Source organism: Sphingomonas sp. PP-CE-3A-406 (genome assembly GCF_003688625.1).
In the GTDB taxonomy this organism is placed as follows: Bacteria; Pseudomonadota; Alphaproteobacteria; order Sphingomonadales; family Sphingomonadaceae; genus Sphingomonas.
This window is the reverse complement of record NZ_RCWY01000001.1, coordinates 15,279-39,721: the sequence shown is the minus strand read 5'-3', so window position 1 is coordinate 39,721 and position 24,443 is coordinate 15,279. Positions and strand designations below refer to the sequence as shown.

The window sequence follows — 24,443 nt, the reverse complement described above, 5'->3', positions numbered from 1 at the left end:
ACCTACTCGATTCGCGCGTCATAGGCGGAGAGCGCCTGCATCGCCGCGCGGTTGCGGTGGTGAGCGCGCTTCAGCCGCGCGAGCGTCGCGTCGGTGCCCGTGCAGGTCGCGCGCATCCGCCGATCGAGGTCGGCCGCACGGGCTGCATCATAGGGCTCCTCGCCCCTGAAATGGTCGCACTGCGTCCGCTTGGCGACGAATGCGCGAACGTCGGCGGGCATTCCCGCCGCCACCGCGCGAGGCTGCGCGCTGCACCCCGTGGCGAAGATCGCCGCAGCGACGATTCCCGGCAGGAGCGGCGCCCGGATCATACCGCTTCCACCGTCGGCTCGGCCGCGATCGCGCGTTTCACAGGCTCGCGTGCGCGAAAATCGTAGACGAAGTCGCCGCCCTCGACCCGCATCGTGATCGCCGCCACCCGCTCGCCGCTTATCTGCCGCTCGAGCAGCGCCACCGACATCGCCGGCAGCATGGTGTTGGTCAGGATCGCATCGATCATCCGCCCGCCCGACGCCACTTCGGTACAGCGCGCGACGATGTGATCGACCACCGCCTGGTCGTAATCGAGCGCGATATCGTGATTGTCGCGCACCCGCCGGACGATCCGGTCGAGCTGCAACCCGACGATCCCCGTCAGCATCGCCGGGCTGAGCGGATAATAAGGCAGCACCAGCAACCGCCCGAGCAGCGCAGGCGGAAACACCTTGAGCAGTTCGGGCCGCAACGCGGTCGCAAGGCCGTCGGCCTCGGGCGCCATCTCCTCGTCCTCGGTCAGGCTCATGATCAGGTCGGTGCCGACGTTCGAAGTCAGCAGGATCACCGTGTTGCGGAAATCGATATGCCGCCCCTCGCTGTCGTTCATGAACCCCTTGTCGAACACCTGGAAGAACATCTCATGGACATCGGGATGCGCCTTCTCGACCTCGTCGAGCAGCACGACCGAATAGGGCCGGCGCCGCACCGCCTCGGTCAGCACGCCACCCTGGCCATAGCCGACATAGCCCGCCGGCGCGCCCTTCAGCGTCGAGACGGTATGCGCTTCCTGGAACTCGCTCATGTTGATGACGATCATCGATTCGTCACCCGAGAAAAGCAGTTCGGACAACGCGTGCGCGGTCTCGGTCTTGCCGACCCCCGACGGGCCGCAGAGCATGAAGACGCCGACCGGCTTCGACGGATTGTCGAGCTTGGCGCGGCTGGTCTGGATGCGCTTGGCGATCGCGTCCATCGCGTGATCCTGACCGACCACGCGCGCCTTCAGCTTGTCGGCGATGGTCAGCACGCTGGCGATCTCGTCCTTGACCATCCGGCCGATCGGGATGCCGGTCCAGTCGCCGACCACCGCGGCGATTGCGTCACCATCGACCACGCCGAACACCATCGGCGCATCGCCCTGCACAGCGCGCATCGCCGCCAGCGCCGCATCGAGCGGATCCGAGGACGCCTCTTCGGTCAGCGCATCGCGGGCCGCGCGCACGGCGTCGAGCGCATCCTTCTCCGCCGCCCATTTCGCCTCGACCGCCTCGACGTCGGCGCGGGCCGCGACGATCGCCTCGTCGAGTTCGCCCAACCGATCATCCTCGCGGTAGCGGCCGGTCGCCTCGCGCTCGACCACGCCGCGCTCGACCTCGAGCAATTCGAGCCGCCGCCGCCGATCCTCGACCGGGGCCGGCGTCGCGTGCTGCGATACCGCCACGCGCGCGCACGCCGTGTCGAGCAGGCTCACCGCCTTATCGGGCAATTGCCGCGCGGGAACGTAGCGCTGCGACAGCGTCACCGCCGCCGCGACCGCCTCGTCGAGCACCACGACACCGTGATGCGCCTCCATCATCGGCGCGACCGAACGCAGCATCGCGATCGCGGTATCGATCTCGGGCTCACCGACATCGACCGTCTGGAAGCGCCGGGTCAGTGCCGGGTCCTTCTCGAAATACTGGCGATACTCCGCATAGGTCGTCGCCGCGATCGTCCGCAGCCGCCCCCGCGCCAGCGCCGGCTTAAGCAGGTTCGCGGCATCGCCGGTGCCCGCCTGCCCGCCCGCCCCGATCAGGCTGTGCGCCTCGTCGATGAACAGGATCACCGGCGTCTCGGACGTCTCGACCTCGTCGATCACCGCGCGCAGGCGCTTCTCGAACTCGCCCTTCACGCCAGCGCCTGCCTGCATAAGCGCGATGTCGAGCGAGCGCAGCGTCACGCCCTGCAACGCCGGCGGCACGTCGCCGTCGACGATCCGCCGCGCAAAGCCCTCGACCACCGCGGTCTTGCCGACCCCTGCCTCGCCGACCAGGATCGGGTTGTTCTGCCGCCGCCGCAGCAGCACGTCGACCACCTGACGGATTTCGGCGTCACGCCCGACGATCGCATCGATCTCGCCGGCGCGCGCCCGCGCGGTCAGATCGATCGAATACGCCGCCAGCGCCTCGCCGACCTTGCCGCCCGCCTGAGGAGGAGAATCCGTGCCACCCTCGGTGGGTACGGGCGCCTCGTTGGTCTCAGCCGAGGCGCCGACGATCGTCGCGAAGTCCTCGCCCAACCGATCGGCCTGGACCTTGCGCCATTCGGCGCTGATCGCGAACAGCGCGTTGCGCAGCGTCGGCGTGCGGACCATCGCGTACAACAGATGCCCGCTCCGCACGCGCCCGGCGCCGAACTGCAACGAGGCATAAACCCAACCGCGCTCGATCGCCTCCTCGATCTGCGGCGCGAAGTCGGAGATCGCGCTCGCGCCACGCGGCAACGAATCCAGCGCCGCGGTCACGTCGGCGGCCAGCCGCGCATCGTCGATCGCGAACGCGGCGCGGATCGCGGCCACGTCGTTGCGTGGATCCTGGAGCAGGACGTGCACCCAGTGGACCAGCTCGACATACGGATTGCCGCGCATCTTGCAGAAGCTGGTCGCGGTCTCGATCGCCTTCCGCGTCGCGGTGTCGAGGCGGCCGAACAACGCGGTGCGGCTGATCTCGGTCATTACATATCCCCCGTAGTCGATTGAACAGTCTGTCTGCGTGATGCGGCGCGGCGCGTGAGCCGGGCGTCGGCGCGAACCCGGTCGCCCTGCCCCGGTGCCAGCCAGCCGGTCCAGCCGAGCCGCGCGCGTCCGTCGAGACGAACAGGCCGCGCGTGGCGCTCCTCCATCTCGATCTTGATATCCCATTCGAGATGGCTTGGCGCGAACGCATCGAGTGCCTCCGACGCGATCCGGAAGCGGTTGCCGCCGGGCAGTAACGCCTCGAATTCGTGCAGCGAATTGGCGCGCACCACGACGCGGAACGCATCCGACGCCACCCGCACCCGCTGACCGATCATCATGTCGGTGCCGAGCCCGCTGAAGCCGCGCCCAAGCCGGCTCTGGTCGTCGCGCTCGACGTCGCGCCAGCGCGGCTGGTATTCGAGCAATTTGACGCGCTGGCGGAGCAGATGGCCGAGCGCATCCTCGATCCCGACCGCACTGCGCCGCGAGGCGAACAGCCCGGCATAATGCAGCCGCGCGCGCGCCGGGAACGCGGCATCCTCCGCCACGCCTTCGCCCGCACCGGTCAACTGCGCGAGATAGCGCGCGAACCGGTCGTCGAGCGGCCGATCCGCCTGCGCCGCCGGCTGCGAATCCGCCCATACCCGGTAGAAGAGCTGCAACATCCGGTTGGCGAGCAGATCGAGCCACCGCCCGAACGGCCGCGTCTTGGCATAGCGGCTTTCGAACACCGCGAACTCGGTCAGATGCGCGGGCAGTGGCCCCATCGGCCCGGTCAGCCCGAGCCAGAAGCCGGACACGCGCGCACGGTCGCCGGTGACCTCGACTGAATCCAGAGTCGCATCAGGAAACGCCAGCGTCGGCACCTGCGCCAGGTCGGCGATGCTCTGCGACGGACGGCGTGCGTGGCCGATCCGCGGCAGATGCGGCGCACGCGCCTCCGCCCCACGCGCGATCGGGAACAAGCCGAACCGTCGCGCATCCACCGCCGCATCCCGAAGGAAACTCAGATGGTGTGTTGGCGGCCTATCCTCGGCGGCCATTTGGCGAACTCCCCCTCGGTGGCACTGGTGAAATGAGTCTCGGTAAACGCATTGATGCTCGCGAATTCGGCCAGGAAGCGTTCGAGCACCGCGCCGAACAGGAACATCCGCCCCTTGTCGAACGCCGCATCGTCGAGCCTGATCGTGATGCGGTGGCCACGCGCGATCGCCATCCGGTCGAGCCCGGGCACGCGCCGCGCCACCTTGGTCGAATGGATGCCGAGCATGCCATCGATCTGTCGCCGCAGACCCGCATCGTCCTGCCAGCCGTACAGCGCGAGGTGATCGCGCAACACGTGCGGATCGTCGCCATCCTCGGGCGCGAGCGTCATGTAATTGGGCGTCAGATGCCCGATCACGCGCCATGCCGCATCGCCGAGCCCGAGCGGTGGCCGCGGCCGGGTCGGCGCGCGCAACACCGTAACCGCACGCGCCGGCACGCCCGACACCACGAAGTTCGAATCCCCGCGGAACGTCAGCAGTTCGGGCAGCTCGCGGTTGGTGACCAACGCGCGAACGCCCAGTTCATGCACCTCGTCGAGCCGCGTCGCATCGCCCGGCGCGGTCAGGCTGACCCAGGTTTCGGTGCCGGTATATTCATGCCGTCGCCGCAACCGCTGCTCGCGGGTCGATAGCCGGCGCGGGCGCAACTGCGTCGTGTAGAACAACGCCTCCTGCCAGTCGTAGAGCAGCGCGCCGAACGCATAGAGCGGCGCGACGGTACGCGAATCCACCTTGTCCCGCGCATAGGCCTTCACGTCGAGGATCCGGAACACTTCGAAATCGAGCGGCCGGGTGCGATCCGGAACGACGTGATGCTCATGATCGAAGCGCGATACCTGGACGCGACCGAGCTGCTTTTCGAACAGGTTGATCGCCGGCGTCGCGAACAGCTTGAAGTTGGCGGGTTCGAGCGCGTTGTTCAGCACCGGAGAAGACCGCCCGAACAATATGACGATGTCACACGCGCGCGGCGACTGTTTGAACGCGCGCGCGAGGTCCTTCAGTTCGACGAACAGAAAGCGTTCGGGACAGGCGAAATACTCGGCGAGCAACCGGTAGCCGCGGAACGATCGCTGCTCGGACGGCAGCAAGGATTCACTGTCACCGAACCCGACCTGTTCGGGTTGCGGCAGCCGCAACCAGCCCTCGGGCCCCGCCGCAGCGTCCGCCGACCGGCCGATCACCGCCAAGGTCTCGCCGATGATCTGGCGGTACAGCTCGGCCGGCACCGCTTCCGATCCGGCAAGATAGATCGGCAACGACGCGGGCAGCACGGTCGGGAGGTCGAAGCCGCCGGTCGACTCGAACCGCAACCGCAGGCCCGCTTCGGCCCGCACGCCCGTCGCCGACACGAACGGCGCCACCGCGGCGCGGCTCGACAGATACTCGACCTGCGTGATCTTCAACGGCCACAGCGTCACGTCGTGCCCGGTACGGAACTGCACCGGCGCGTTCGCGTGGTCAGCCGCGGTTGCGGTCATCTCGGTCCCGCGCGGCACCTTGTAGCCGTCGAGCAGGATCGGATCGCCATCGCGCGGCTCGAACCCGGCAATGCAGATCGACGGCATCGGCGCGAGATAATGCGGCTGGATCGCGTGGAGCAGGTGCTGGGTGAATTCGGGATATTGGTCCGCCAGCTTCAGCTGGACGCGCGCGCCGAGGAACGCGACGCCCTCCAGCAAACGCTCGACATACGGATCGGGATCGGTCGGCGTCTTGAGCCCGAGACGCCCGGCAACCGCCTCATGCTCCTGCCCGAACGCGACCGCCTCCTCGCGCAGATACGCGAGTTCGTCGTTGTAGAATCGCAGCAGCCGCGGATCGATCCCGCCGCTCATCGGCGCCGCCCCCGAATATTATTCACGGACGTTCACCGCCGTCGTCTCCGCCTCGACCTCGGTGCGGAACTTGACCGGCATCAGTTGCGCTGCGGACGTGATGTCGCCCTGAATCACGAATGTCAGCGAATGCGGCTGATCAGGATCCTCGACCGGCTCGACCGTCAGGCTGTCATGCCGGATCCGCGGCTCGAACACGCGGATCGCCTTCCGCGTCTCACGCGCGCGCGCCAGAACCGCGCGGCGGTTGAGCGTCCGCCCCGCCAGATCGGTCAGCCCGTAATTCAGCACCGAGGCGCGCACGTGCGGATACGCCTCCAGGTCGACCAGCGACTCCAGGTTCGTCGTGTTCAGCAACCAGGCAAGATCACGCCGGATCGTCGCGCGCAGGGCGGTTTCGTTGAAGCGTTCGAGCTTTGGCACCGAATAATGCCGGAATTTCTCCCGCGCGATATCGGGGGCGTCGTCGCTCATGTCGCGCATCCCGGAAATTTCGAGATCGGCGACCAGCTTGTCGAACAGGGTCGGCGTCAGGCGCTGCGTTACGGCCATGACGGATCAGGCGAAGACGAGCGCGCGCAGCGACAACAGGCCGCGCTCGTCGCCGTTCGACAGCGACCAGAGATGCTGCCCCGATCCGACCGATCCCGCCGCACCGTCCCGCCAACTGGTCGACCGTCCAAGCCGTTCGGCGGAATCGCCTTCGGTCTCGGTCCCCGGATAGCGCGCCGGCAAAAGCGCCGCGACCGACTGCCCGGTACGAAACGTGATCTGCACCGGATACCAAATGACGTCGCGAAGATCGAGCGGTCCCTCGCTCACGATCCGCTCGATCTGGTCGAACGCCTGCAAACCGTACCGTCCGCCGATGATGGCCTCGAAGCACGGCCCGAACCGACCATCGGCATCTGCAATCCAGTCGAACGCGGCACCATCGAGCGTCCCGGCGGTGTCCGGTGCTGCGTCGAATGCCGCATCACGCGCCGCTTCGCCCTCGGCGACGCGACCCTGGCCAAAATGCTGTAGTGCCTCGATCACGCCCTGCATCCAGTCCGACGCGACGTGCTGCACCGCCAGCGCCCGTCCAGCGATCACATCGGCGCGCTCGCGCTCGGCTGCGATCGCCTGCCCGTACACGACGGACAGCATTTGCGCCTCGGGCGAAATCTTCGCCAGCGCATCGAGTTGAATTCTCGCCTTGTCCCACTCGCCGGCCAGCGCCAGCACCTGGAACAGGAACATCCGCGCCGACGCATCGCCGGGGGACGACCGAACGGCCTCGACGAGTGCGCGTCGCGCACCGTCGAGATCGCCCGATTTCAGGAGTTGGTCCGCATCGCGCATCATCCGCTCCACGGACTTCCCCTCGGTCTTCAAGATCAACCGGCTTCGTTCTGCCGGATGTCGTAATACGCCGTGACGACGCCGCCGTCCTTGCCGCCCTGCGCGTTCTGCGCCTGGTAGTCGAACGTGACCTTCGCACAGTTGAACGTCACCGATTCCATGATCGAATCGCCACCCGACGAACCCGAATTGTGGATGTCGGAGACGATGATGTCTTCGAGCTTGATCTTGTAATAGGTCAGCGGATTGGAGCCATCGCCCGCCTTCTGCGAATAGATGACGGCTTCCTTGATGTGCTTGCCCGATGCGCACGCCTTGAAGAGCATCGGCGACGACTTGTCGACCTGCTTCTGGATGCGGATGTCGGAGATCTCGGCCTTGCCCGAGCCACCGCCGGCGCCGCCGGTGTGGAACGAGCCCTGCTGGACCGCACCGAAGTCGAACGAGATGATATCGATCTCGTCCTGGTGGTTCTTCTTGCGCGATTCGCCGTTTACGCCGTCAATCTTCAAGAACAGATCTACTGCCATGATACTTCTCCCACATCATGAAAACCGCCATCGCCACACCCTGCGACGATGGCCAGATTTGGCTCAGCCGGAAGTCTTGGGAAGCCTGGAAACCATGCTGAGTGCGATGTCCATGCCTTCCAGCTGATAATGCGGCACGAACATGAACTTCCCAAGATAATAGCCCGGATTGCTTTCGTCCGGGATCACGTCGATCGCGGCATTCTTGAGAGGCAGCCGCGCCTTCGTCTCTTCGCTCGACGTCGACGGCGAACCGTCGACATATTGCAGGACCCAGTTGTTCAGGTCGCGCTTGAGCTGATCGGCCTCGCGCGTGCCGCCGACCCAGTCGCGCACCATGCACTTCAGATAATGCGCAAAACGGCAGCTGGCGAAGATATACGGCAGTCGCGCCGACAGATTGGCGTTCGCGGTCGCATCAGCCAGTTCGTAGTTCTTCGGCCGGTGCAGCGTCTGCGCGCCGATGAACGTCGCCTGGTCGGTGTTCTTGCGGTGGATCAACGCCATCAGACCGGCGCTCGACAGCTCGGCCTCGCGCCGGTCCGAGATCGCGATCTCGGTCGGGCACTTCAGGTCGATGCCGCCATCGTCGGTCGGGAAGGTCGCGGTCGGCAGATCCTGCACCGTACCACCCGATTCGACGCCACGGATCCGCGTGCACCAGCCATAGGTGCTGAACGCCTCGGTGATCCGCGTGCCCATCGCATAGGCCGCATTGAGCCACAGATGCTTGTCGTGCGACCCCGTCGAGCTCTCCTCGAAATCGAACTCGTCGACCGGCTCGGTCTTCGCACCATACAGCGGACGACCAAGGAAACGTGGCATCGCCAGCGCCATGTAGCGGCTGTCCTCCGACGCGCGGAACGTCCGCCATGCGGCATAGTCGGTCGCGTCGAACAGCTTGCCGAGATCGCGCGGATTGGACAGTTCGGTCCAACTCTCCATTCCGAGCAGCGACGGGGCCGCTGCGGCAATGAACGGCGAGTGCGCCGCCGAGCCGATCCGCGCCAGCCCCTTCATCACTTCGAGATCGGGCGCGCTATGATCGAACGTGTAGTCACACACGAACGCACCGTAGGGCTGACCGCCGAGCTGGCCGAATTCGGACTCGTAGATCTTCTTGAACAGCGGGCTCTGGTCCCACGCGGCATCGCGGAACTGGCGGAACATCTTGCGACATTCCTCCTTCGACATGTTTATCACACGGATCTTCATGTCCTTGCCCGTCGACGTGTTCATGACGAGATAGTGAAGACCGCGCCACGCCGATTCCAGCTTCTGGAATTCCGGATTGTGGATGATCGCGTTGATCTGTTCGCTGAGCTTGGCGTCGATCGCCGCGCGCATCGCGTCGACCGTGGCGAACACGTCGCCGCCGATGATCGCCGCATTCGACAGCGCCTGCTGCGCCAGCGTCTGCACCGCCTGCTCGATCCGCGTCTGCCGCGCGGCGTCGGTCGGCTTGAACTCCTTTTGCAGAAGCGCCGAAAATTCGTCTAGCGCGACCTCTTCGCCATGCGGCTGAGATGGGGTCTGCTGAAGCGCGTCTTGCGCCATATCCTCGTTCCAATCCGCTCTGGGTTTGTGCTTATGCAGCGCCGTTGGTCGGCGCGTCCGGCGCGGCGTCAGCCTCGGCCGCCTTAGCCTGCTTCGCTGCCGACAGCGCGGCAAGAAGGTCGGGATCCTTCAGCACCTTGTCGAGCAATTCCTGCGCGCCGTTCTTGCCGTCCATGTACGACAGCAGATCCTCGAGCTGCGTCCGCGCTTCGAGCAGCTTGGCGAGCGGCTCGACGTTGCGCGCCACCTGGCCCGGCGAGAAATCCTCCATGCTGCGGAACGTTAGGTCGACTGCAAGCTTGCCGTCGCCGCTGAGCGAATTGTCGACCGCGAACGCCGCCCGCGGCGCGATCGCCTCCATACGCTGGTCGAAATTATCCATGTCGAAATCGACGAAGTCGCGCTGATCGGTCGCCTTGCGCTCGACATGGCTCTTGCCCGACAGATCGGACATCACGCCCATCACGAACGGCAATTCCACCTTCTGGCGCGCGCCATAGGTCTCGACTTCATATTCGATATGGACGCGCGGCGCCCTGTTTTCGCGAATGAACCGCTGTCCGCTCTTGATCGCCATTCCCCGTCCTTTTCAACTCAGACTAGCAGCTTAGAAAGCTTTGACCCCCTGTTTCGCTCCAACCGAAACGAAAAAGGCATGATGTAAATTCGATTATTCAGCATTACCAATTCGTTGCGCCGTCTTCCTCTACTCTCGTCAACAATACCGTTCCGGCATCGGCGACGCTGTTTGGCGCAATATCCTTAATAATTGCCATGAAATCCAGCCCGATCCACCCGCGGACGCGCCGCAACGCCACCGGAATCGGGCTCGAAGGCTCGCGACGCTGGTAATAGTCGCTGATCGCATCGAGCGCGCGCATCACGTCTTCGCGGCTGTCGACCCGACCGACGGCGGCACCCTTCGAAGACGGTGCCTCGATATCGCCGGCGGGCTCTTCCATACGGTCCGCAACCGCCTCGACCTCGACACCGGCGTGCGGCGCGACGGCCCGACGGATTGCCGAGAGCACCTCGAATGTCGGCGCAAAATTGGTGCCCGTTTCGTCGGCGGCCGCTGCTTCGCGCGTCAGGATCGCATCGGCCTGGCGCAACGACGATTCGATCTGATCGAGCCTGCCAAGTACCGTCTCCAGTACATCGAGCGGCGTGTCGTTCAGCGCGGCCCGAAACAGGCCATAGCCCTCCGCGGCATCGCCATCACGTGCGAACCGCGCAAAATCGTCGCCCGAATAGCTGCCCAGTCGCGGATGCGTGAGCAGCACGGTTCGCTGCAACGGCCCAAGGAATTCGGCGATCCGCGTCAGCGATTCACACGGCCCCTTGCGCCCCTGGATACCATATTCGTCCAGCGTCGGATGGACGCTGTCCCAGTATCGGTCGAACAGACCGGCCAGCATCGCGCAGCCCGTCTCGACGATCTCCAGCGACCCCGTTCGCGTTCCTGCACGCGCCAGATAGACCGCCAGCCACACGTCCTTGGTACGCCGGCTCTGCGCCTCGATCAGCGCGATCGTCTCACGCCAGTCGACCGCCTCCGAGACGTCGGCCGCAAGCGAGGCGACCTCGAATGCCTCCTCGATCCGCTGACGCTCGGCGTCATAGGAAAGGTCCTCGCCCGCCGGCGCGTCCGCGGAAACGGGTTCGAGAAGATCCTCGACCGTCACCTACGCCTCCGCGGCGATGCGATTACCGGCATGGGTGCCGGCATGAGTTTCGACGAAACGCACCATTATCAGCGCCTTACGGCACCAACTCGGCTTCGACACGGCGGTTTGCCGGATCCCCCGGCTTATGCCCTGGCAACGGCACGCTCGCGCCAAACCCGCGCGTCACGAGGCGCGATCGATCGACCCCCTGCGACGCCAGGAAGTCCGCGACGGCCTGCGCACGCCGCGCCGACAACGACGTATTCAACGCCTGGCTGCCGCGCGAGTCGGTATGACCTTCGATCCGGAAGCGTGTTCCGGAAAGTTCGGGACGGACCAGCGACTGTGCGAAGACCTTCGCGGAGGCGAGCCCCTGGCGACTGATCCGTGCGGAGTTGAGATCGAACCCGATCATGAGATCGGCACGACGCTGTCCCAATGATTCGACGTTGGCCGCGGCGGTAGCGGTGACACCGTCAGCGCGCGAACCCGCAGCCGCCGGGCTTTGCGCACCGCGCCATGCCTGACGACGTCCCGGGCGAGTGGCCTTGGCGGTGGAAGGACGGACATACCCATTGGATGAGGCGGAAGCCGGCGATGCCTTCTGCGCCGAACCGACCTCGCCCGCCGGACGCGCCAGACGGAAACCCTTTGTCGCGGGCGCATCGCGCGTTGCCTGCCCGGCGTCCGTCTGCGCCCCGCCGCATTTGCCCGCGAACGTGCAAAGATAGCCTTCGACGCTAGGCGCGCGCTTGGCCGTGTCCTGCGCAACCAATGGCGTGGCCACCATCCCGATCAGGACAGCCGTTACGCCAACTCGATGAAACCGCATTGCTAAACTCTCCCGAGAAGTCGCGTCCGGACGTGCGTCTACTGAATTTCTAGTCGCGGTTTACGTACAAAGATCCAGTATCGCAAGGCGCGATGGTTAACACTGCTGTCGCATATCTACGTCCATTTTCGATGTAACATCCAAGTTGCTGAATTGCAGACCCGGAAGGATTTCTTGGGATTGATCCGTCCGACGATCCGGCTATTTATCGGCCTGCCGCCTGCTACGGGCCGTTCAAAAGGCGAGGAAGACCGATGGCGTCGGGCGCTCCATCCCGTTTAACTCAGATGTCGATCGATGTCGGCGACGAACAGGTCGTGCTCGAACGCATCGACAGCGTCGAGACGCTCAGTCGACCCTTTTCGATCACGGCGGATATTATATCGCCGCTCGAAATCGATCTGCAGCCCCACCTCGGCAAGCCGACCGCGCTCGCCGTGCTGGAAGACAGTCAGGTCGTGCGTCGTTTCCACGGCCTGATCACGTCGGCGGCGTACGATCGCGAGAGCACGAGCGGGCATCATTACCGGCTGACGTTGCAGCCCTGGACGTATTTTCTCGCGCAGAACCGCGACATGGCGATCTTCCAGGATCTGACGGTGATCCAGATCATCAAGCAGGTTACCGAAGCCGCAGGCATTTCCGACATCGAGTATTCGCGGCTGTCGCGGACACGCATTCCTCGCGCCTATTGCGTGCAGTACAAGGAAAGCGACTTCGCGTTCATCTCGCGGCTGATGGAAGAGGAAGGGATCTACTACTTCTTCCGTCACGATGCCGAGCGTCATGTGATGATCTTGTGCGAGGGGCCGAAATGCCACTTGGCCGGTGATCCCGCGACGCTCGAATTCAACCAGAACGCGGTGTCGGTGTTCGCCTCCGAATCGAAGGAGCGGTTCGCGAAACCCGCATCGCATCTCCAGGCCTGGACCGAGCGCGTCTCGACCGGTGCGGAATCGCGCGTCACCTACCGCGACTTCGATTTCGAATCGCCCGATCAACCCTTGGTCGCGGTGCATGATTCGGAAGGCGCGCACCCGCGCGACGACCGCGAGGTGTTCCACTATCCCGGCCGCTACACGCGCGAGAAGACGGGACGCGAGGATCAGCAGAAGACCGGGCAGGAACGCAGCCAGACCGTCCTCGACGGGTTGCGCGCCGGCCGTCGTGTGTTCACCGGCACGTCGCAGGCGGCAGGGCTCGCTTGCGGCACGCTGGTCAACGTCACCAAACATCCGGCGGCGCGGATGAATGCCGCGTACATGGTCACCTCGACCTATCACAGCATCGCCGCCGAGACCTATCGATCGGGCAAGCAGGGCGACGAACTGTCGTTCAACGTCCGCTTCGACGCGATCCCGGCGGACACGACCTATCAGGCGATCCAGTCGACGCCCCGCCCGGTGGTCCAGGGCCTCGAATCCGCGGTGGTCACGGGACCGTCCGGCGAGACGATCTACACCGACGAATATGGTCGGGTAAAAGTCCGCTTCCACTGGGATCGCAAGGATACGCCAGGCGAGAAATCGACCTGCTGGATCCGCGTCTCGCAGACCGGCGGGCTTGGCAACCTGATCCTGCCGCGCGTCGGCCACGAAGTGCTCGTCGATTTCCTCAACGGCGACCCCGACCGCCCGCTAGTGGTCGGACGCGTGTTCAACAAATCGAACATGCCGGTCTATCCGCTGCCCGCGAACAAGACGCGCGTGCTGTGGCGGACGCTGCGCTATGGCCAGGCGGGGGCGTATCCCAATGCTCGGCCGCTCGACACCGGCGCGCCGGGCGCCAACGAGATGCGGTTCGAGGACAAGGGCGGCCAGGAGGAAATCTTCGTCCACGCTGAGCGCGACATGAACACGCGCGTGCGCTTCGACGAAACGCATCACGTCGGCCACAACCAGGGCGAGGTCGTCGGATACGACCGTACTGCCGAGGTCGGCAACAACGAGACGGTCAGGGTCGTCCACAACCGCAAGACCACGATCGGCGATCACGACAAGCTGATCGTCGGCAAGACACTCGAAATCAGCGCGACCGACAGCATCCTGCTGAAGGTCGGCCAGTCGCATGTCTTCATCACGCCGACGGGCATCAGCATGACCGCGGACACCGTGTCGATCCACGGCAAGGTGAACGCGATCTTCCGCGGCATGGATACGCTGGTGAAGGCTGGGGCCAATTTGATCCTTAAGGGCGCACAGACGTTCATCAATCCATGACCCGCTGGCCAACCGTGAAACTAACCCAGGCGCGCCAGGTGTTCGCGCTGATGGACGTCGACGAGGACGATCTTCCGCCCGCGGCGGACGATCTCCATGCGCGCTATGACCTGCTTCGCCGCGGCGACGCCCCAGCCGATGCGCTCGACTATATCGCGCACGCGCTGCCGCGTCAGGAGACGGTCGCCTGGGCCGCACGATGCCTGCACGATCATGCTTGCGATCGCAGCCTGCCGATCCGCGATCAACTCGCGCTGGATCATGCGATGCGCTGGATCGACGAGCCGAGCGACACCAATCGTCGAGCGACCCACGCCGCCGCAGAGGCCGCCGGACAACGCAGTCCAGAACGTCTGTTGGGGATGGCCGTTTTCTATTCAGGCGGCTCGATCGCGCCCATGAATGCCGCCCCCGTGCTCGCGCCTCCCGAAGCCTGCCTGCGCTATGCTGCCGGCGCGGTGAAGGCATCGGCCTATCGCAGCGGCACGCCGGGCACCACTCTGGCCGAGGCACTCGCGCTCGCCGAGCAGGTTGCGGAACGCGGGGTTCAGGCGCTGGCGAAACCATGACGCTCACGTTGACGATCGGCAATGTCGCACGGCTCGACAATGGCATGCCGACCGAGTTCGTTCTCAGCCGTCGCGGTGCCGTCGTCGGTCGCGCCGCCTCGTGCGACTGGAGCCTGCCCGATCCGCGCAACCACATCTCGTCGCGCCATTTCGAGATCATGTTCGACGGCAGCGGCTATATCCTGACCGATGTCAGCACCAATGGCACGTATTTGAACGGCGCATCGACGCGGCTGCCGGCGCCACACCGGATCATGCACGGCGACGTGGTGCAGATCGGCCATTACGAGATTGCCGCGCGGCTCACCGGCGACAGCGCGTCGATCGCGGCGGAGACCGCCGAACTGCCCAAGTCGGCTGAATGGCGTGGCTGGGACGATGGTCTCGCCGCGGCACCTGAAGCTCCATCGACGCCCGATCCCTATGGCGCATCGGGCTACGGTGCCGCGCAACATTGGGACAGCACGCCGATACCGGCGGCGGCAGGGTCGAGCGGACGGTGGCAGCCGCAGATCGGCCCTGGCCTCGCACGGCAGGAACCGCACCGGTCGCCGACACCCCTTGCGCCGCCAACCGCCACGGGCGGTGGCTGGCATGCAACGCAGGCCGCACCCGACGTACCGGTCGCTTCGGCTTGGACCGCGCACGTTCCCGCACCGGACCCTGCATCGGGCTGGTCGAGCGCAGCGCCCGACCGCCCTGCGACGCCGTCGCCCGACGATGTCTGGGGTCGCATTGCGGAAGGCAATGTGGTCGATTGGGCAAGAGGCGGCTTTGGCCAGCCCGTGGAGGCACCGTCCGACCCGCTCGGCCTGTCGCGGCCCGCAGCGCGTGATGCGCTCCCTGCGGCGGCGCCGCAGATGACTCCGTCGGGCTGGGACGCACCGCCGTCGAGCACCGCCCCTGCCCCTTCCGCACCGTCTGCGCCACCTGCATCGCCTGCATCGCCTGCATCGCCTGCATCGCCTGCATCGCCTGCATCGCCTGCATCGCCTGCATCGCCTGCATCGCCTGCATCGCAGCCGCGAGGAGACATCGACGCTTTCCTGACCCAAATGGGATTGCGTAAGGAGCAGGTGACCGACGAGCCCAGCGTTGTACTCGCACGAAGCGGTCGCCTGCTGCGTCGGCTCGTCGCCGGGCTGGTCGTCATGGTCGAGGCCCGCGCCCGTGCGAAGGCGCAGTTAGGCGCGGAGATGACTGCTTTCACGTCCGAGGGCAACAATCCGATCAAGTTCGCCCGCACGCCCGAAGAAGCGATGGCGATGCTGCTCAATCCGCCCCAACGCGGCTTCATGGACGCCGAAAATGCCATCGAGGACGCGTATGTCGACCTGCAATCGCACCAGATGGCGACCATCCGCGCCATGCAGGGCGCCTTGCGGGCAACGCTCGACCGCTTCTCCCCGACCGCGATCCGCACGCGCGCCGAGTCGAAAGGACTGCTCGAGCGGATCCTACCCGCAGCCCGCGACGCCGCGCTATGGCAAGCGTACGAACGAGAGTTCGGCGGCGTTGCGCACGGTTCCGACGAAGCGTTCATGGACGTGTTCGCCAAGGAATTCCGGGAAGCCTACAACGCGCAGGCGAAAAGGCCACCGCCGTGATCATGCGGGATACGCCAAACATATGGACAGCCATCCAAAGTCGCGTGAATGCTCCAGGGGAATGTTTATAATTTAAAACCGGCGAGCGAGCAGTTACGGGGCAAAGCTTTTTATGAAGCGGGGGGGCTATCCGGGAAGAACAACGCCAATCAGGCAGGGGGAAGGAGGTCGCTGCTGCGGAGCAAGTACTTTCTTGGCTCTCGAACGTGGCACAGCCCTTAGTGCCGCTCGGCCTGCTCGTTCACGCTGCTGGCCGGTTGTCATCTAAACGCCGCGAAGCCGCGGGCGAAACCCGACGATGCGATACAGCGGATACGCGAGCAGGTGGAAGGGCAACGTCAATGCGCACCGCTATTGTCTGCCACATCCCCCATCGAGTTTAGCGCCGAAGCTCTCGCCGAGCCACGCATAGACGCTTTGGTGGCCGCTGGCCTTGTACGGCGAGTGCGTCTCGACCGCGCCGACGCGGGAGGCGATTTCCCCCGAGTGCGCATTGAACCGAAATCAGCCGGTATGCAATATATATGGTTCCGCCGGCTCGATCCGGCCAGCGGATTTGAACCGATGCTGTGCTACGATCGTAAGCATGTCGTGGCTGTTCGTACCGGTCAGCAGAACGATGGCTCGGAGACTGGCCCCGTCGAGCCGACTAAGATCGTCCGATACGACTACCGGATAGTACAGATACCGTCTTGGACGAGTCGCGGAGACATCCGGTCAGCTTTCCCTTTCTTGGTAAGGGAACTGAACCGTACTCGAACCGCCGGGCAGGCGGCAAGGCGGGTGGGAGATCGATGAACGCTCGCATCCGATACCGGCCCAGACGCGGGCGCCGAACTTGCCTTGAGCGAGGCATTCTTCCCGTAGCTGGCCCGCTCTCGGCTCTAAGGTGCTCCTGAAATCGTGCGATGGTTGTTTAACGGCTTCCGACCGCTTCGTGAAAGCGCGAGGATTGCGTACTTTCGAGCCCATGCCCTGCCCCCCCGGAACGAACGGCTTTTTACGACGATCGCTGATAGCGGCCGAGCTGCTTTCCACCAATTTTGCCGTTGCGCTCACACCGCAACGGAGTCTAAGCTGGCCAAGATCAATGAGGCTAAGGCAGACATCGTCGATGCCATTGAGAACGGCCGCTACAACGAGACATTGATGGACCGCCTGCTCGCTGGAGAAAGTCTTGAAGGCGGCATTGGCGGAAACTCCTGCCGACACACCCGACATTCCTTCCAACATCGCCGGAACCTACGCTAAGAAGGTCGAGAAGCTGGCCGAGGCATTGAACCGCCCTGAAGACCGCGACAAAGCCGCGGACACCATTCGCTGGCTCATCGAGCGTGCGACACTGACGCCCGGCCCGAAGCGCAGCGAAGTCGACGTCACGCTTCAAGGCAAATTTGGTGTCGGATGGCTGGACGCACGGGAAAGGAAAGAGGCCATAAACGACGACAGCCCCGGAGCTATCGCTACGAGGTTTGGAGTGTCGTCAAAGTTGGTTGCGGGGACAGGATCTGGCCAACATCATACATTAATCGTTGCGAAGGCGTAGGCTGTTGATCGCCCAACTAATGTGGTCGCCCAATGCGCCTCCCCGCCAGCGACCGCGTAGCGGGAACGACCGGGTTGGGAAGGAGAACGGTCCGGCTGCTTTTCGGAACTCAAAGTCTAAAGCGGCCGACGTTTTTACGCTGGCCATCCAGCGAGGAGAATGTCTCGATCTTCAGCTGTGACAAAGTTTGGCGCACCGAGTGCAAGTCCCGCGTCCAAGAGCATGGCCCCTGCGCCAGCCCAAGGCTTGACCTGCTCCCCAGAATTCATGCCATTGGTAAGTTAGCTCGTCAGATGGAGACGAGTGATGCGGCGAGGCCGATTTACCGAGGATCAGATCATTGGCGTGTTGCGCGAGCATGAAGCTGGCGTGAAAACGGCCGACCTGTGCCGCAAGCACGGGATCAGCGATGCGACCTTTTACAACTGGAAGTCGAAGTACGGCGGAATGACCGTGTCGGAGGCGGCGCGGTTGCGGGCGCTCGAGGACGAGAACCGCCAGCTGAAGAAGCTGCTGGCGGAGTCGATGCTCGACGTGTCGGCGCTGAAGGATCTGCTGGGAAAAAACTGACCCGGTCTGGAGATCGCTACGCTGCGGTGGAGAAGCTGATGGCCGACCACAGCTTCTCCGAGCGTCGCGCCTGCAGGCTGATCGGGGTCAACCGGTCGGCGTGGCAATATGAGCCGCTTCGCGGGAAGGACGATGCTGTCCGCGAGCGGATGCGCGAGATCGCGAACGAGCGTCGTCGGTTCGGCTACCGGCGGCTGGCGATCCTGCTCGAGCGCGAGGGGAAAGGCATGAACCTGAAGAAGGTGTACCGGCTGTATCGCGAGGAGCGGCTGACGGTGCGCAAGCGTGGCGGCCGCAAGCGCGCGCTGGGCACGCGGGCGCCGATGGCGATCCCGCAGGAACCCAACCAGCGCTGGTCGCTGGACTTCGTGTCGGACTCATTGGCCTGCGGCCGGCGGTTCCGCATGCTCAACGTCATCGACGATTACAGCCGGGAGTGCCTGGGGTGCATCGTCGATACCTCGCTGTCAGGTCGGCGGGTCGTTCGCGAGTTGAGCGCCATCGCCGAACGTCGCGGGCTGCCGTGCATGGTGGTCACGTAAACAAAACCGATGCGACCATCGGGCTTGTTGCGGCCAAAGTGCAGAATATTTTTCCGCATCCGGGGTTTGTCCAAAAGGGGGGCACAATCCCTTCATTGCGATAGCTGTAGCGACCGGTTTTAGGAAGGTCGTGCACAACCGCGAACGACTGCAACTGGGCGTTAGCGGACGTGCTCAGAGCGGGATAGGAGTATCCCATCTCCCGCCAGCATGATGCAAAGAGGCAGCGAGAAAATGAAGTAGTCCCAAACGGATCGTTCACCCATACTGATGACGACGCAATGGCGAGCGCTAATAGCTCGACCGCACATCCAATTTGGCGACGGGAATTCCGGCACGTGAGTCGACACGACAGGACGAAACTCTAGGACGTAAGTTTGCCAACCCGCACCGAGGAGCAAAATTGCGAAGCCAAAACATCCTCCGATGCCGAATATCTTTTGAATGAATGTCTGCATTTGACCGCCCCGTTGGGCGGCGACGTGCTTAGCCGAGACTATTGCATCATGTGGATAGACTCTCAGTTCCTGCATTCGGAGGTGATCGTTCTAGCTTTGCAGTTTTTAAGCGGTCAGGAGTATGCAGTAGCCAACGAATATTTTAGGCAAGCTTATAAAGAGTATGTGGACGGAAATTATGATGACTGCATCCATGACTGCTGCAACTCATTCGAAAGCGTTCTTAAAATCATTCTAGACAAAAAGAACTAGCTCCACTTGGCGACCGACCCGGCTTCAAAGCTGCTTAAGGCAGTATTTGATAACAAACTCATTCCTGATTACATGCAAAACGAGTTTAGCGGCTTGCGGACCATCCTAGAAAGCGGCGTTCCAACGGTACGCAACAAAGACGGCGGTCACGGCGCTGGCGTAAATCCGCGCAACATTCCCGCGCATATCGCCGGGTTCCAGCTCCACCAGACGGGGGCCGCTATCGTGCTACTTATCGAGGCAGCGAAGTGAGGAGAGCGCGTGGAGGCGTGGAGGTATCGAGTTCGCGATACAATCTTGGTATCGCGCTGGTATCGCAAATCGCTAGATCATGGCGAAAGCAGTGCGACATTGCTGCACCTTCCCCTCGTAAACGTCATGAAATTGCAGCATTGGGGGGCAATCGCACTGCAGAGGTCTAGCGTTGTGGCGAAACGAATGACCGGTATGGGGAGGAGCGGATAGCAATAGCGGACCTTGCGGTGCTGCGGCAGATCTCGAAAAAGAGTAGTCTTGGGAAAAGCTGCGAGACGAGCCGTATGTTCGATTTGGTAGCATGAACGGCGGCACGCTTCAGCACCAACCATTGCTCTGGCTAACCAGATGATACCTCGACATAGCGCTGCATCAAACTGTCGGCATGATCGCGAAGAACGACGACCTCGCTCAGCACTGCCTCGCTATGCCCGTCGACCAGCTTGGCACTGACGCCGATCTGCCGGACGGCCGACACTGCATCATCGACCTCCTCCCCGACATGAATGCGGGTGGTCGCCTGCAATTCTGCCGTTGCCTTGATCCGGGCAGAGCCCGTCTGCATGGCGACGACGCGCCCAGCGAGAATATCACATCGCTCAACAACCCGCGCGACGGTATCCTCAATCGCCCTCAATTCGCTCTTGATGTGATCGGTGGCATCGGCAGTAAGGCCTGCCAACTGACGTACCTCGTTGGCCACCACAGCAAACCCTCGCCCGGTGTCGCCAGCCCGTGCCGCTTCGATTGATGCATTGAGAGAAAGCAGCCTGGTCTGGGACGCGATGCTGGAAATCTCGCTGGCGACCGCACCGATTCCCTCCAAGTGCCCGCCGAGACCGGCGACGATCCTCCGCATGCTTTCGGCATCGTCAGCTACGTGATCGATGTTCCCGGTGACGCCCGTCAGGATCGTCTCGACCTCGGCAGCCATCGAGACGAGCTGACGAACACCCTGACCAGCCGCATCGGATCTTAGAGCTCCGTCTGTTGCAAGTGCCGAGAGATCCTTGGCCTGCACTTCCAGCTGATAGGCTGCGGTGCTCAACCGCCCCGCCACCGACCTCACTTGCTGAGATTCCTGTTGCCGCTCCAATCGCAACCGGCGTGCGATCAGCCGCTCCATCACCATGCCGGCGAGCATGGAAAGGTGAGATACTTCTTGCCGGCTGAGCCCGTCGGGTCGCGGGCTCGGGTCGAAAATACATAATGTACCGATGTTGAATCCGCCCGGCGTCGTTAGCGGAGCGCCGGCGTAGAAACGGATATGTGGGACACCTGTAACTAGGGGGTTCTCTGCAAACCGACCGTCGGCACGCGCGTCTGGAACCACCATGACCGCTTCTTGAAGGATCGCGTGCCCACAGAATGCGGCACTCCTCTCAGTTTCCTCAACTTCCAGCCCAGCTCGGGCTTTGAACCATTGGCGGTCGTCATCGATCAGCGAGACCGTGCTGGTGGCCACGCCGAAGAGGCTTTGTGCAAGCATAACTACATCGTCAAATACGCGTTCCGATCCAGTATCGAGAACCTTGTACGATATCAGTTCTTCGAGGCGCTCGGCCTCATTCACGGGAATGGGGAAGGATTTCTTATCCAAAGCTCGTCTCTCATGAAACCGATTTGGGTACATTCATACCAACGAGGACGCTCATGGCCAGCTATCATACTCGCCGGACAAACTGAGCTACGATATTAGAGCCGTTCGCATTGGTCGGACAATCACGAAAGATTGCACTCAACGAACGGCCGCTATCGAGAGCCCGGAATGCCAACCTGAACGTCTGGGTATGGGCGATTCCAGCCAGGGAACATGGCGTTCAGCCGTCCTTTCGCTTCTATTCCCGGGCGCGAGGTCGCTTACCTCATCAGTGAGGCTCGTGTTAATCATTGATTACTACGATCCGGTCACAGCGTCGCGGAGGAGCTAATCGTGCGTATTGATCAACTGCAACCGAGACCTTCCGCCGCCGAACCGCTGGAGATCCCGGCGGAGTTGCTGAGTAGTGTCACGCGACACCAAGCCCATCTGGCACAGCTAATCACGAGCTTACAGGCCGCGGGACTGCAGGACGACATGATCGAGAGCAGTGTGCGCGTGTTAGTCGACAGCTACGCCGACGAGCTGACCGCAGCAATCCGCGGCATGGCTAAGGATGCCCAAAATGGTTGACCCACTGTTGCAAGACGACGCAGCCAGGGTGTTCGCCTTGGGCCGCCTTAATGTGCTCGACACCTCAATAGAGGAGCCATTCGAGAAGATTGTAACGCTCGTTCGTACGGTCTTAGCTGTGCCAATCTCGACGGTGACACTAGTCGATCGCGATCGTCAATGGTTCAAAGCGCGCCGGGGCGTAGCCGTTTCCGAAACGCCGCGATCTGTTTCGTTCTGTACCCACACGATTCAACAAAGAGAACCGTTCGTCGTCGAGGACGCGCAGAGCGACGAACGTTTTGCCTCCAGTCCCCTAGTCACCGGAGCTCCGCACATCCGAAGTTATGCCGGCGTTCCGCTGCGCACACCGGAGGGTTATAACGTCGGCGCACTCTGTGCGATGGACACGCGGCCTCGGAGGTTCAGCCCGGCTGACGTTGCGATCCTCAGCAACTTTGCGAACATTGTGTGCGACGAACTCGAACTGCGAATGATTGCGCAGGTGGATCACCTCACGGGGGCACTTACTAGGCGAGGGTTCCTGGAACAGGCAGAGCGGGAACTATCGCGCGTGAAGCGTTATGGTCGGCCGAGCTCTATGGTTATGCTCGATGTTGATCACTTTAAGATCGTCAATGATACCTACGGTCACGGTGCGGGCGATCAGGTCCTGAAAAGGATCGCGGAGCTCGCAGGGGTCGCGATAAGGCCGACGGACGTCTTCGGGCGTCTGGGTGGTGAGGAGTTCGCGGTTATTTTAAGCGAGACAGATGCTGAACAAGCTCTTGTCGTGGCGGAGCGCCTACGAACGGCGATTGCTGATGAGCCTATACGCTTGTCCAATGGCACGGCGCTGCGCGTCAGCGCGAGTTTCGGAATCATGCCCCTGTTGCCGTCGATTAGTTCTGTGACGTCATGGATCGAAGGGGCTGATCAAATGCTATACGCTGCCAAAGTGGAGGGCAGGAACTGTACAAGGCTGGCAACATCCAACTGACCAATGCCGCGGAAACCGTTCCGTCGATCTCGAATGCAGGTGCTATTTGCTCACGTAAGCCGGATCTTAGGCGGCCAGCCCTTTTAAAGCCCTGCATGAAGGACGACGGAAAAGGCAGAGAAGACTTAACGGGCCGGCCATCCGTTTGGACTTATAGCGAAAAATGAGATTCGCATGATACCTGAGCTTACAAGCTCATAGTTAGGCCATTACATCCATTAAGGACAGATCTGCGATTCTTTTACATTTTGAATACGGGTAGCTGCAGCAAGGCTACGGGCGTTGGTTGATCCCTATTGATAGCCCCCATATTTTAGGCAAGAAATAGGCGATGCCAACCGCGCACTGCGTCTCAACCACGAATGGTGTTATTTTAGCGGTAGATCGCGGCTTCCTCGATCTCGTCCAACGTCCCGAAGATCAAGTTATCGGAGCATCTTATCGGGATTTAACCCATCCAGACGACCTTGAAAAAAGTGCAATTATGCTATCGATGCTCGTGGATCGGGCTCCCCCTTTCCGCCTGCAAAAGAGATACATGCGCCCCGATGGGAGCGCTGTTGCAGCGTCTTTATTTGTAACCTATTTCAATAATCCTGGTCGGCTGGTTGGTACGCTATTCTGGCATGATCCTGGTAACGAGTTCCGTCCAGAAAGGCTGTGGGAAGCCGCACTGCGAATTCAACATATAGCTAACATTCGCCGAGAAGCATTTGGCGATCGTTTGATCACCGACCCGGTTGGCACACTGCTGGTAGCCATCTATCTCGCCGAGGCTGAAGGACGGGTGGTCGGCGTTGAAACACTGGCCTCCGAAACCCGCATGGCACCGAGCACAACGAGGCGCTGGATTACCGCATTACAGCAGGAAGGTATTATTTGGGATGACAGCAATGTCGCGGCTGATGTGCAATTCACTCAGTCCGGCATCACTAGAATGGAGGGGATGCTTGCATCTGTGTTTCAAGCGCCGACGCTGTTACCGGACATCGATTGAAGCGTGTGAATCACATGATCCAGCTGAGCTGATGCTGCATAATTTTCAATTTGGTCGACAATAGCAAGGGCTTGCCGCAAAAGCTGAACAGCCTCTTGAACGTGCGCTTTTTGATCCGAGACAAACATCGAATCTCTCCTAATTTTCTGTTCCGCGCGTCTTTAGTCGCGCGAAGCAGGTGTTAACAACACAATTACCATCCGAGCCCGCAATTTTCCGAATCCGTCTCAAGTTTGAAAGGCGGACGCCTTTGGTATTAGCTATCCAATTATAGCACAATGGAGCGATAATTGGTTGTTCTCGGCAATCGATCACATCCATCGACGCAGAAGCGCGAACCAACCAGATTGAGCCAAGACGGTCGTTCCACCGCCGTGGCGGGGCACCCATGGCGACGTCCCGCCAGCCGCTCTTGGATACGACGCGCTCGACCGGGCTTGCGGTTTGAGCATAGCCCGATTGCTCTTTCGCAAGTTGGCCGGTCAGAGACC

Annotated in this window: 22 protein-coding genes and 1 pseudogene; 10 read left to right on the top strand and 13 right to left on the bottom strand. The window is 62.6% G+C overall.

Annotation, left to right across the window (positions count from 1 at the left end; genetic code table 11):
• Positions 1-2: 2 nt before the first annotated feature.
• The 11 genes from C8J44_RS00200 to C8J44_RS18655 all read right to left on the bottom strand — a co-directional run bounded on the left by C8J44_RS00200 (position 3) and on the right by C8J44_RS18655 (position 11,785).
• Entirely contained in the window at positions 3-311 is a 309-nt protein-coding gene (locus tag C8J44_RS00200) for a hypothetical protein (RefSeq protein ID WP_060525591.1), read from the bottom strand.
• Complete coding sequence (tssH, locus tag C8J44_RS00195) at positions 308-2,968, bottom strand: type VI secretion system ATPase TssH (protein WP_121902895.1); 2,661 nt, start codon at positions 2,966-2,968, stop codon at positions 308-310. The genes C8J44_RS00200 and tssH overlap by 4 nt, the downstream gene beginning before the upstream one ends.
• Positions 2,968-3,957 carry a type VI secretion system baseplate subunit TssG gene (gene tssG / locus C8J44_RS00190; protein ID WP_259466620.1) on the bottom strand — a complete coding sequence of 330 codons (990 nt, stop codon included), beginning with the start codon at positions 3,955-3,957 and terminating at the stop codon, positions 2,968-2,970. The genes tssH and tssG overlap by 1 nt, the downstream gene beginning before the upstream one ends.
• A gap of 20 nt (positions 3,958-3,977) precedes the next feature.
• Positions 3,978-5,855, bottom strand: coding sequence for a type VI secretion system baseplate subunit TssF (tssF, locus tag C8J44_RS00185; RefSeq protein ID WP_121902894.1), 1,878 nt, complete (start codon positions 5,853-5,855; stop codon positions 3,978-3,980).
• An 18-nt stretch (positions 5,856-5,873) separates the two neighbouring features.
• Positions 5,874-6,407, bottom strand: a complete 534-nt coding sequence (gene tssE / locus C8J44_RS00180; RefSeq protein WP_121902893.1) for a type VI secretion system baseplate subunit TssE — start codon at positions 6,405-6,407, stop codon at positions 5,874-5,876.
• Positions 6,408-6,413: 6 nt separating this feature from the next.
• Positions 6,414-7,199, bottom strand: a complete 786-nt coding sequence (locus tag C8J44_RS00175; protein WP_121903726.1) for a type VI secretion system accessory protein TagJ — start codon at positions 7,197-7,199, stop codon at positions 6,414-6,416.
• A gap of 35 nt (positions 7,200-7,234) precedes the next feature.
• Positions 7,235-7,729, bottom strand: coding sequence for a type VI secretion system tube protein Hcp (locus tag C8J44_RS00170; RefSeq protein ID WP_060525594.1), 495 nt, complete (start codon positions 7,727-7,729; stop codon positions 7,235-7,237).
• A 63-nt stretch (positions 7,730-7,792) separates the two neighbouring features.
• Positions 7,793-9,286 carry a type VI secretion system contractile sheath large subunit gene (gene tssC / locus C8J44_RS00165; RefSeq protein ID WP_121902892.1) on the bottom strand — a complete coding sequence of 498 codons (1,494 nt, stop codon included), beginning with the start codon at positions 9,284-9,286 and terminating at the stop codon, positions 7,793-7,795.
• 31 nt (positions 9,287-9,317) lie between these two features.
• Positions 9,318-9,863: a type VI secretion system contractile sheath small subunit gene (gene tssB, locus C8J44_RS00160; protein ID WP_060525596.1), complete on the bottom strand. Its 546-nt coding sequence runs from the start codon at positions 9,861-9,863 to the stop codon at positions 9,318-9,320.
• 103 nt (positions 9,864-9,966) lie between these two features.
• The gene (tssA, locus tag C8J44_RS00155) at positions 9,967-10,971 is read right to left on the bottom strand and encodes a type VI secretion system protein TssA (RefSeq protein WP_121902891.1); all 1,005 of its coding nucleotides are present in this window, start codon (positions 10,969-10,971) and stop codon (positions 9,967-9,969) included.
• A 76-nt stretch (positions 10,972-11,047) separates the two neighbouring features.
• The gene (locus C8J44_RS18655; protein ID WP_121902890.1) at positions 11,048-11,785 is read right to left on the bottom strand and encodes an OmpA family protein; all 738 of its coding nucleotides are present in this window, start codon (positions 11,783-11,785) and stop codon (positions 11,048-11,050) included.
• 287 nt (positions 11,786-12,072) lie between these two features.
• Here C8J44_RS18655 and C8J44_RS00145 point away from each other — a divergent pair, with 287 nt between their 5' ends.
• The 7 genes and pseudogenes from C8J44_RS00145 (at position 12,073) to C8J44_RS00110 (ending at position 19,800) form a co-directional block, all read left to right on the top strand.
• Entirely contained in the window at positions 12,073-14,004 is a 1,932-nt protein-coding gene (locus C8J44_RS00145) for a type VI secretion system Vgr family protein (protein ID WP_183128648.1), read from the top strand.
• Complete coding sequence (locus C8J44_RS00140) at positions 14,001-14,573, top strand: DUF6931 family protein (RefSeq protein WP_121902888.1); 573 nt, start codon at positions 14,001-14,003, stop codon at positions 14,571-14,573. The genes C8J44_RS00145 and C8J44_RS00140 overlap by 4 nt, the downstream gene beginning before the upstream one ends.
• Complete coding sequence (tagH, locus tag C8J44_RS00135; protein ID WP_121902887.1) at positions 14,570-16,180, top strand: type VI secretion system-associated FHA domain protein TagH; 1,611 nt, start codon at positions 14,570-14,572, stop codon at positions 16,178-16,180. Before C8J44_RS00140 ends, tagH begins: the two co-directional genes overlap by 4 nt.
• A gap of 1,177 nt (positions 16,181-17,357) precedes the next feature.
• On the top strand, positions 17,358-17,726 hold the full coding sequence (locus C8J44_RS00130; RefSeq protein WP_121902886.1) for a hypothetical protein: 369 nt from the start codon (positions 17,358-17,360) through the stop codon (positions 17,724-17,726).
• A gap of 306 nt (positions 17,727-18,032) precedes the next feature.
• Positions 18,033-18,835 (top strand): annotated as a pseudogene (locus C8J44_RS18650) (IS3 family transposase); the annotation flags it as partial.
• Between the two features lie 380 nt (positions 18,836-19,215).
• The gene (locus C8J44_RS00115; RefSeq protein WP_147453095.1) at positions 19,216-19,548 is read left to right on the top strand and encodes a hypothetical protein; all 333 of its coding nucleotides are present in this window, start codon (positions 19,216-19,218) and stop codon (positions 19,546-19,548) included.
• 6 nt (positions 19,549-19,554) lie between these two features.
• Entirely contained in the window at positions 19,555-19,800 is a 246-nt protein-coding gene (locus tag C8J44_RS00110; protein ID WP_060525050.1) for a DUF7014 domain-containing protein, read from the top strand.
• A 343-nt stretch (positions 19,801-20,143) separates the two neighbouring features.
• Here C8J44_RS00110 and C8J44_RS00105 read toward each other — a convergent pair whose 3' ends face one another.
• Positions 20,144-21,403 (bottom strand): methyl-accepting chemotaxis protein, encoded by a 1,260-nt coding sequence (locus C8J44_RS00105; protein WP_162237221.1) that lies wholly within the window; start codon positions 21,401-21,403, stop codon positions 20,144-20,146.
• 333 nt (positions 21,404-21,736) lie between these two features.
• Between C8J44_RS00105 and C8J44_RS00100 the strand changes: the two genes are divergently transcribed.
• The 3 genes from C8J44_RS00100 (at position 21,737) to C8J44_RS00090 (ending at position 23,952) form a co-directional block, all read left to right on the top strand.
• Positions 21,737-21,976 carry a hypothetical protein gene (locus tag C8J44_RS00100; RefSeq protein WP_121884013.1) on the top strand — a complete coding sequence of 80 codons (240 nt, stop codon included), beginning with the start codon at positions 21,737-21,739 and terminating at the stop codon, positions 21,974-21,976.
• Complete coding sequence (locus C8J44_RS00095; RefSeq protein ID WP_121884014.1) at positions 21,969-22,955, top strand: sensor domain-containing diguanylate cyclase; 987 nt, start codon at positions 21,969-21,971, stop codon at positions 22,953-22,955. Before C8J44_RS00100 ends, C8J44_RS00095 begins: the two co-directional genes overlap by 8 nt.
• A 331-nt stretch (positions 22,956-23,286) precedes the next feature.
• A complete protein-coding gene (locus C8J44_RS00090) occupies positions 23,287-23,952 on the top strand; it encodes a PAS domain-containing protein (protein WP_121884015.1) in 666 nt (221 codons plus the stop codon).
• Here the strand turns inward: C8J44_RS00090 and C8J44_RS18580 are convergent.
• Entirely contained in the window at positions 23,919-24,080 is a 162-nt protein-coding gene (locus C8J44_RS18580; protein ID WP_220683063.1) for a hypothetical protein, read from the bottom strand. The genes C8J44_RS00090 and C8J44_RS18580 overlap by 34 nt on opposite strands.
• Positions 24,081-24,443: the final 363 nt, after the last annotated feature.

What these genes read in the sequence shown, in the direction of transcription:
- C8J44_RS00200 (WP_060525591.1), bottom strand. Translation starts at nt 311, where the DNA reads ATGATCCGGGCGCCGCTCCTGCCGGGAATCGTCGCTGCGGCGATCTTC.
- tssH (WP_121902895.1), bottom strand. Translation starts at nt 2,968, where the DNA reads ATGACCGAGATCAGCCGCACCGCGTTGTTCGGCCGCCTCGACACCGCG.
- tssF (WP_121902894.1), bottom strand. Translation starts at nt 5,855, where the DNA reads ATGAGCGGCGGGATCGATCCGCGGCTGCTGCGATTCTACAACGACGAA.
- tssE (WP_121902893.1), bottom strand. Translation starts at nt 6,407, where the DNA reads ATGGCCGTAACGCAGCGCCTGACGCCGACCCTGTTCGACAAGCTGGTC.
- C8J44_RS00175 (WP_121903726.1), bottom strand. Translation starts at nt 7,199, where the DNA reads ATGCGCGATGCGGACCAACTCCTGAAATCGGGCGATCTCGACGGTGCG.
- C8J44_RS00170 (WP_060525594.1), bottom strand. Translation starts at nt 7,729, where the DNA reads ATGGCAGTAGATCTGTTCTTGAAGATTGACGGCGTAAACGGCGAATCG.
- tssC (WP_121902892.1), bottom strand. Translation starts at nt 9,286, where the DNA reads ATGGCGCAAGACGCGCTTCAGCAGACCCCATCTCAGCCGCATGGCGAA.
- tssB (WP_060525596.1), bottom strand. Translation starts at nt 9,863, where the DNA reads ATGGCGATCAAGAGCGGACAGCGGTTCATTCGCGAAAACAGGGCGCCG.
- C8J44_RS18655 (WP_121902890.1), bottom strand. Translation starts at nt 11,785, where the DNA reads ATGCGGTTTCATCGAGTTGGCGTAACGGCTGTCCTGATCGGGATGGTG.
- C8J44_RS00145 (WP_183128648.1), top strand. Translation starts at nt 12,073, where the DNA reads ATGTCGATCGATGTCGGCGACGAACAGGTCGTGCTCGAACGCATCGAC.
- C8J44_RS00140 (WP_121902888.1), top strand. Translation starts at nt 14,001, where the DNA reads ATGACCCGCTGGCCAACCGTGAAACTAACCCAGGCGCGCCAGGTGTTC.
- tagH (WP_121902887.1), top strand. Translation starts at nt 14,570, where the DNA reads ATGACGCTCACGTTGACGATCGGCAATGTCGCACGGCTCGACAATGGC.
- C8J44_RS00095 (WP_121884014.1), top strand. Translation starts at nt 21,969, where the DNA reads ATGGTTGACCCACTGTTGCAAGACGACGCAGCCAGGGTGTTCGCCTTG.
- C8J44_RS00090 (WP_121884015.1), top strand. Translation starts at nt 23,287, where the DNA reads ATGCCAACCGCGCACTGCGTCTCAACCACGAATGGTGTTATTTTAGCG.
- C8J44_RS18580 (WP_220683063.1), bottom strand. Translation starts at nt 24,080, where the DNA reads ATGTTTGTCTCGGATCAAAAAGCGCACGTTCAAGAGGCTGTTCAGCTT.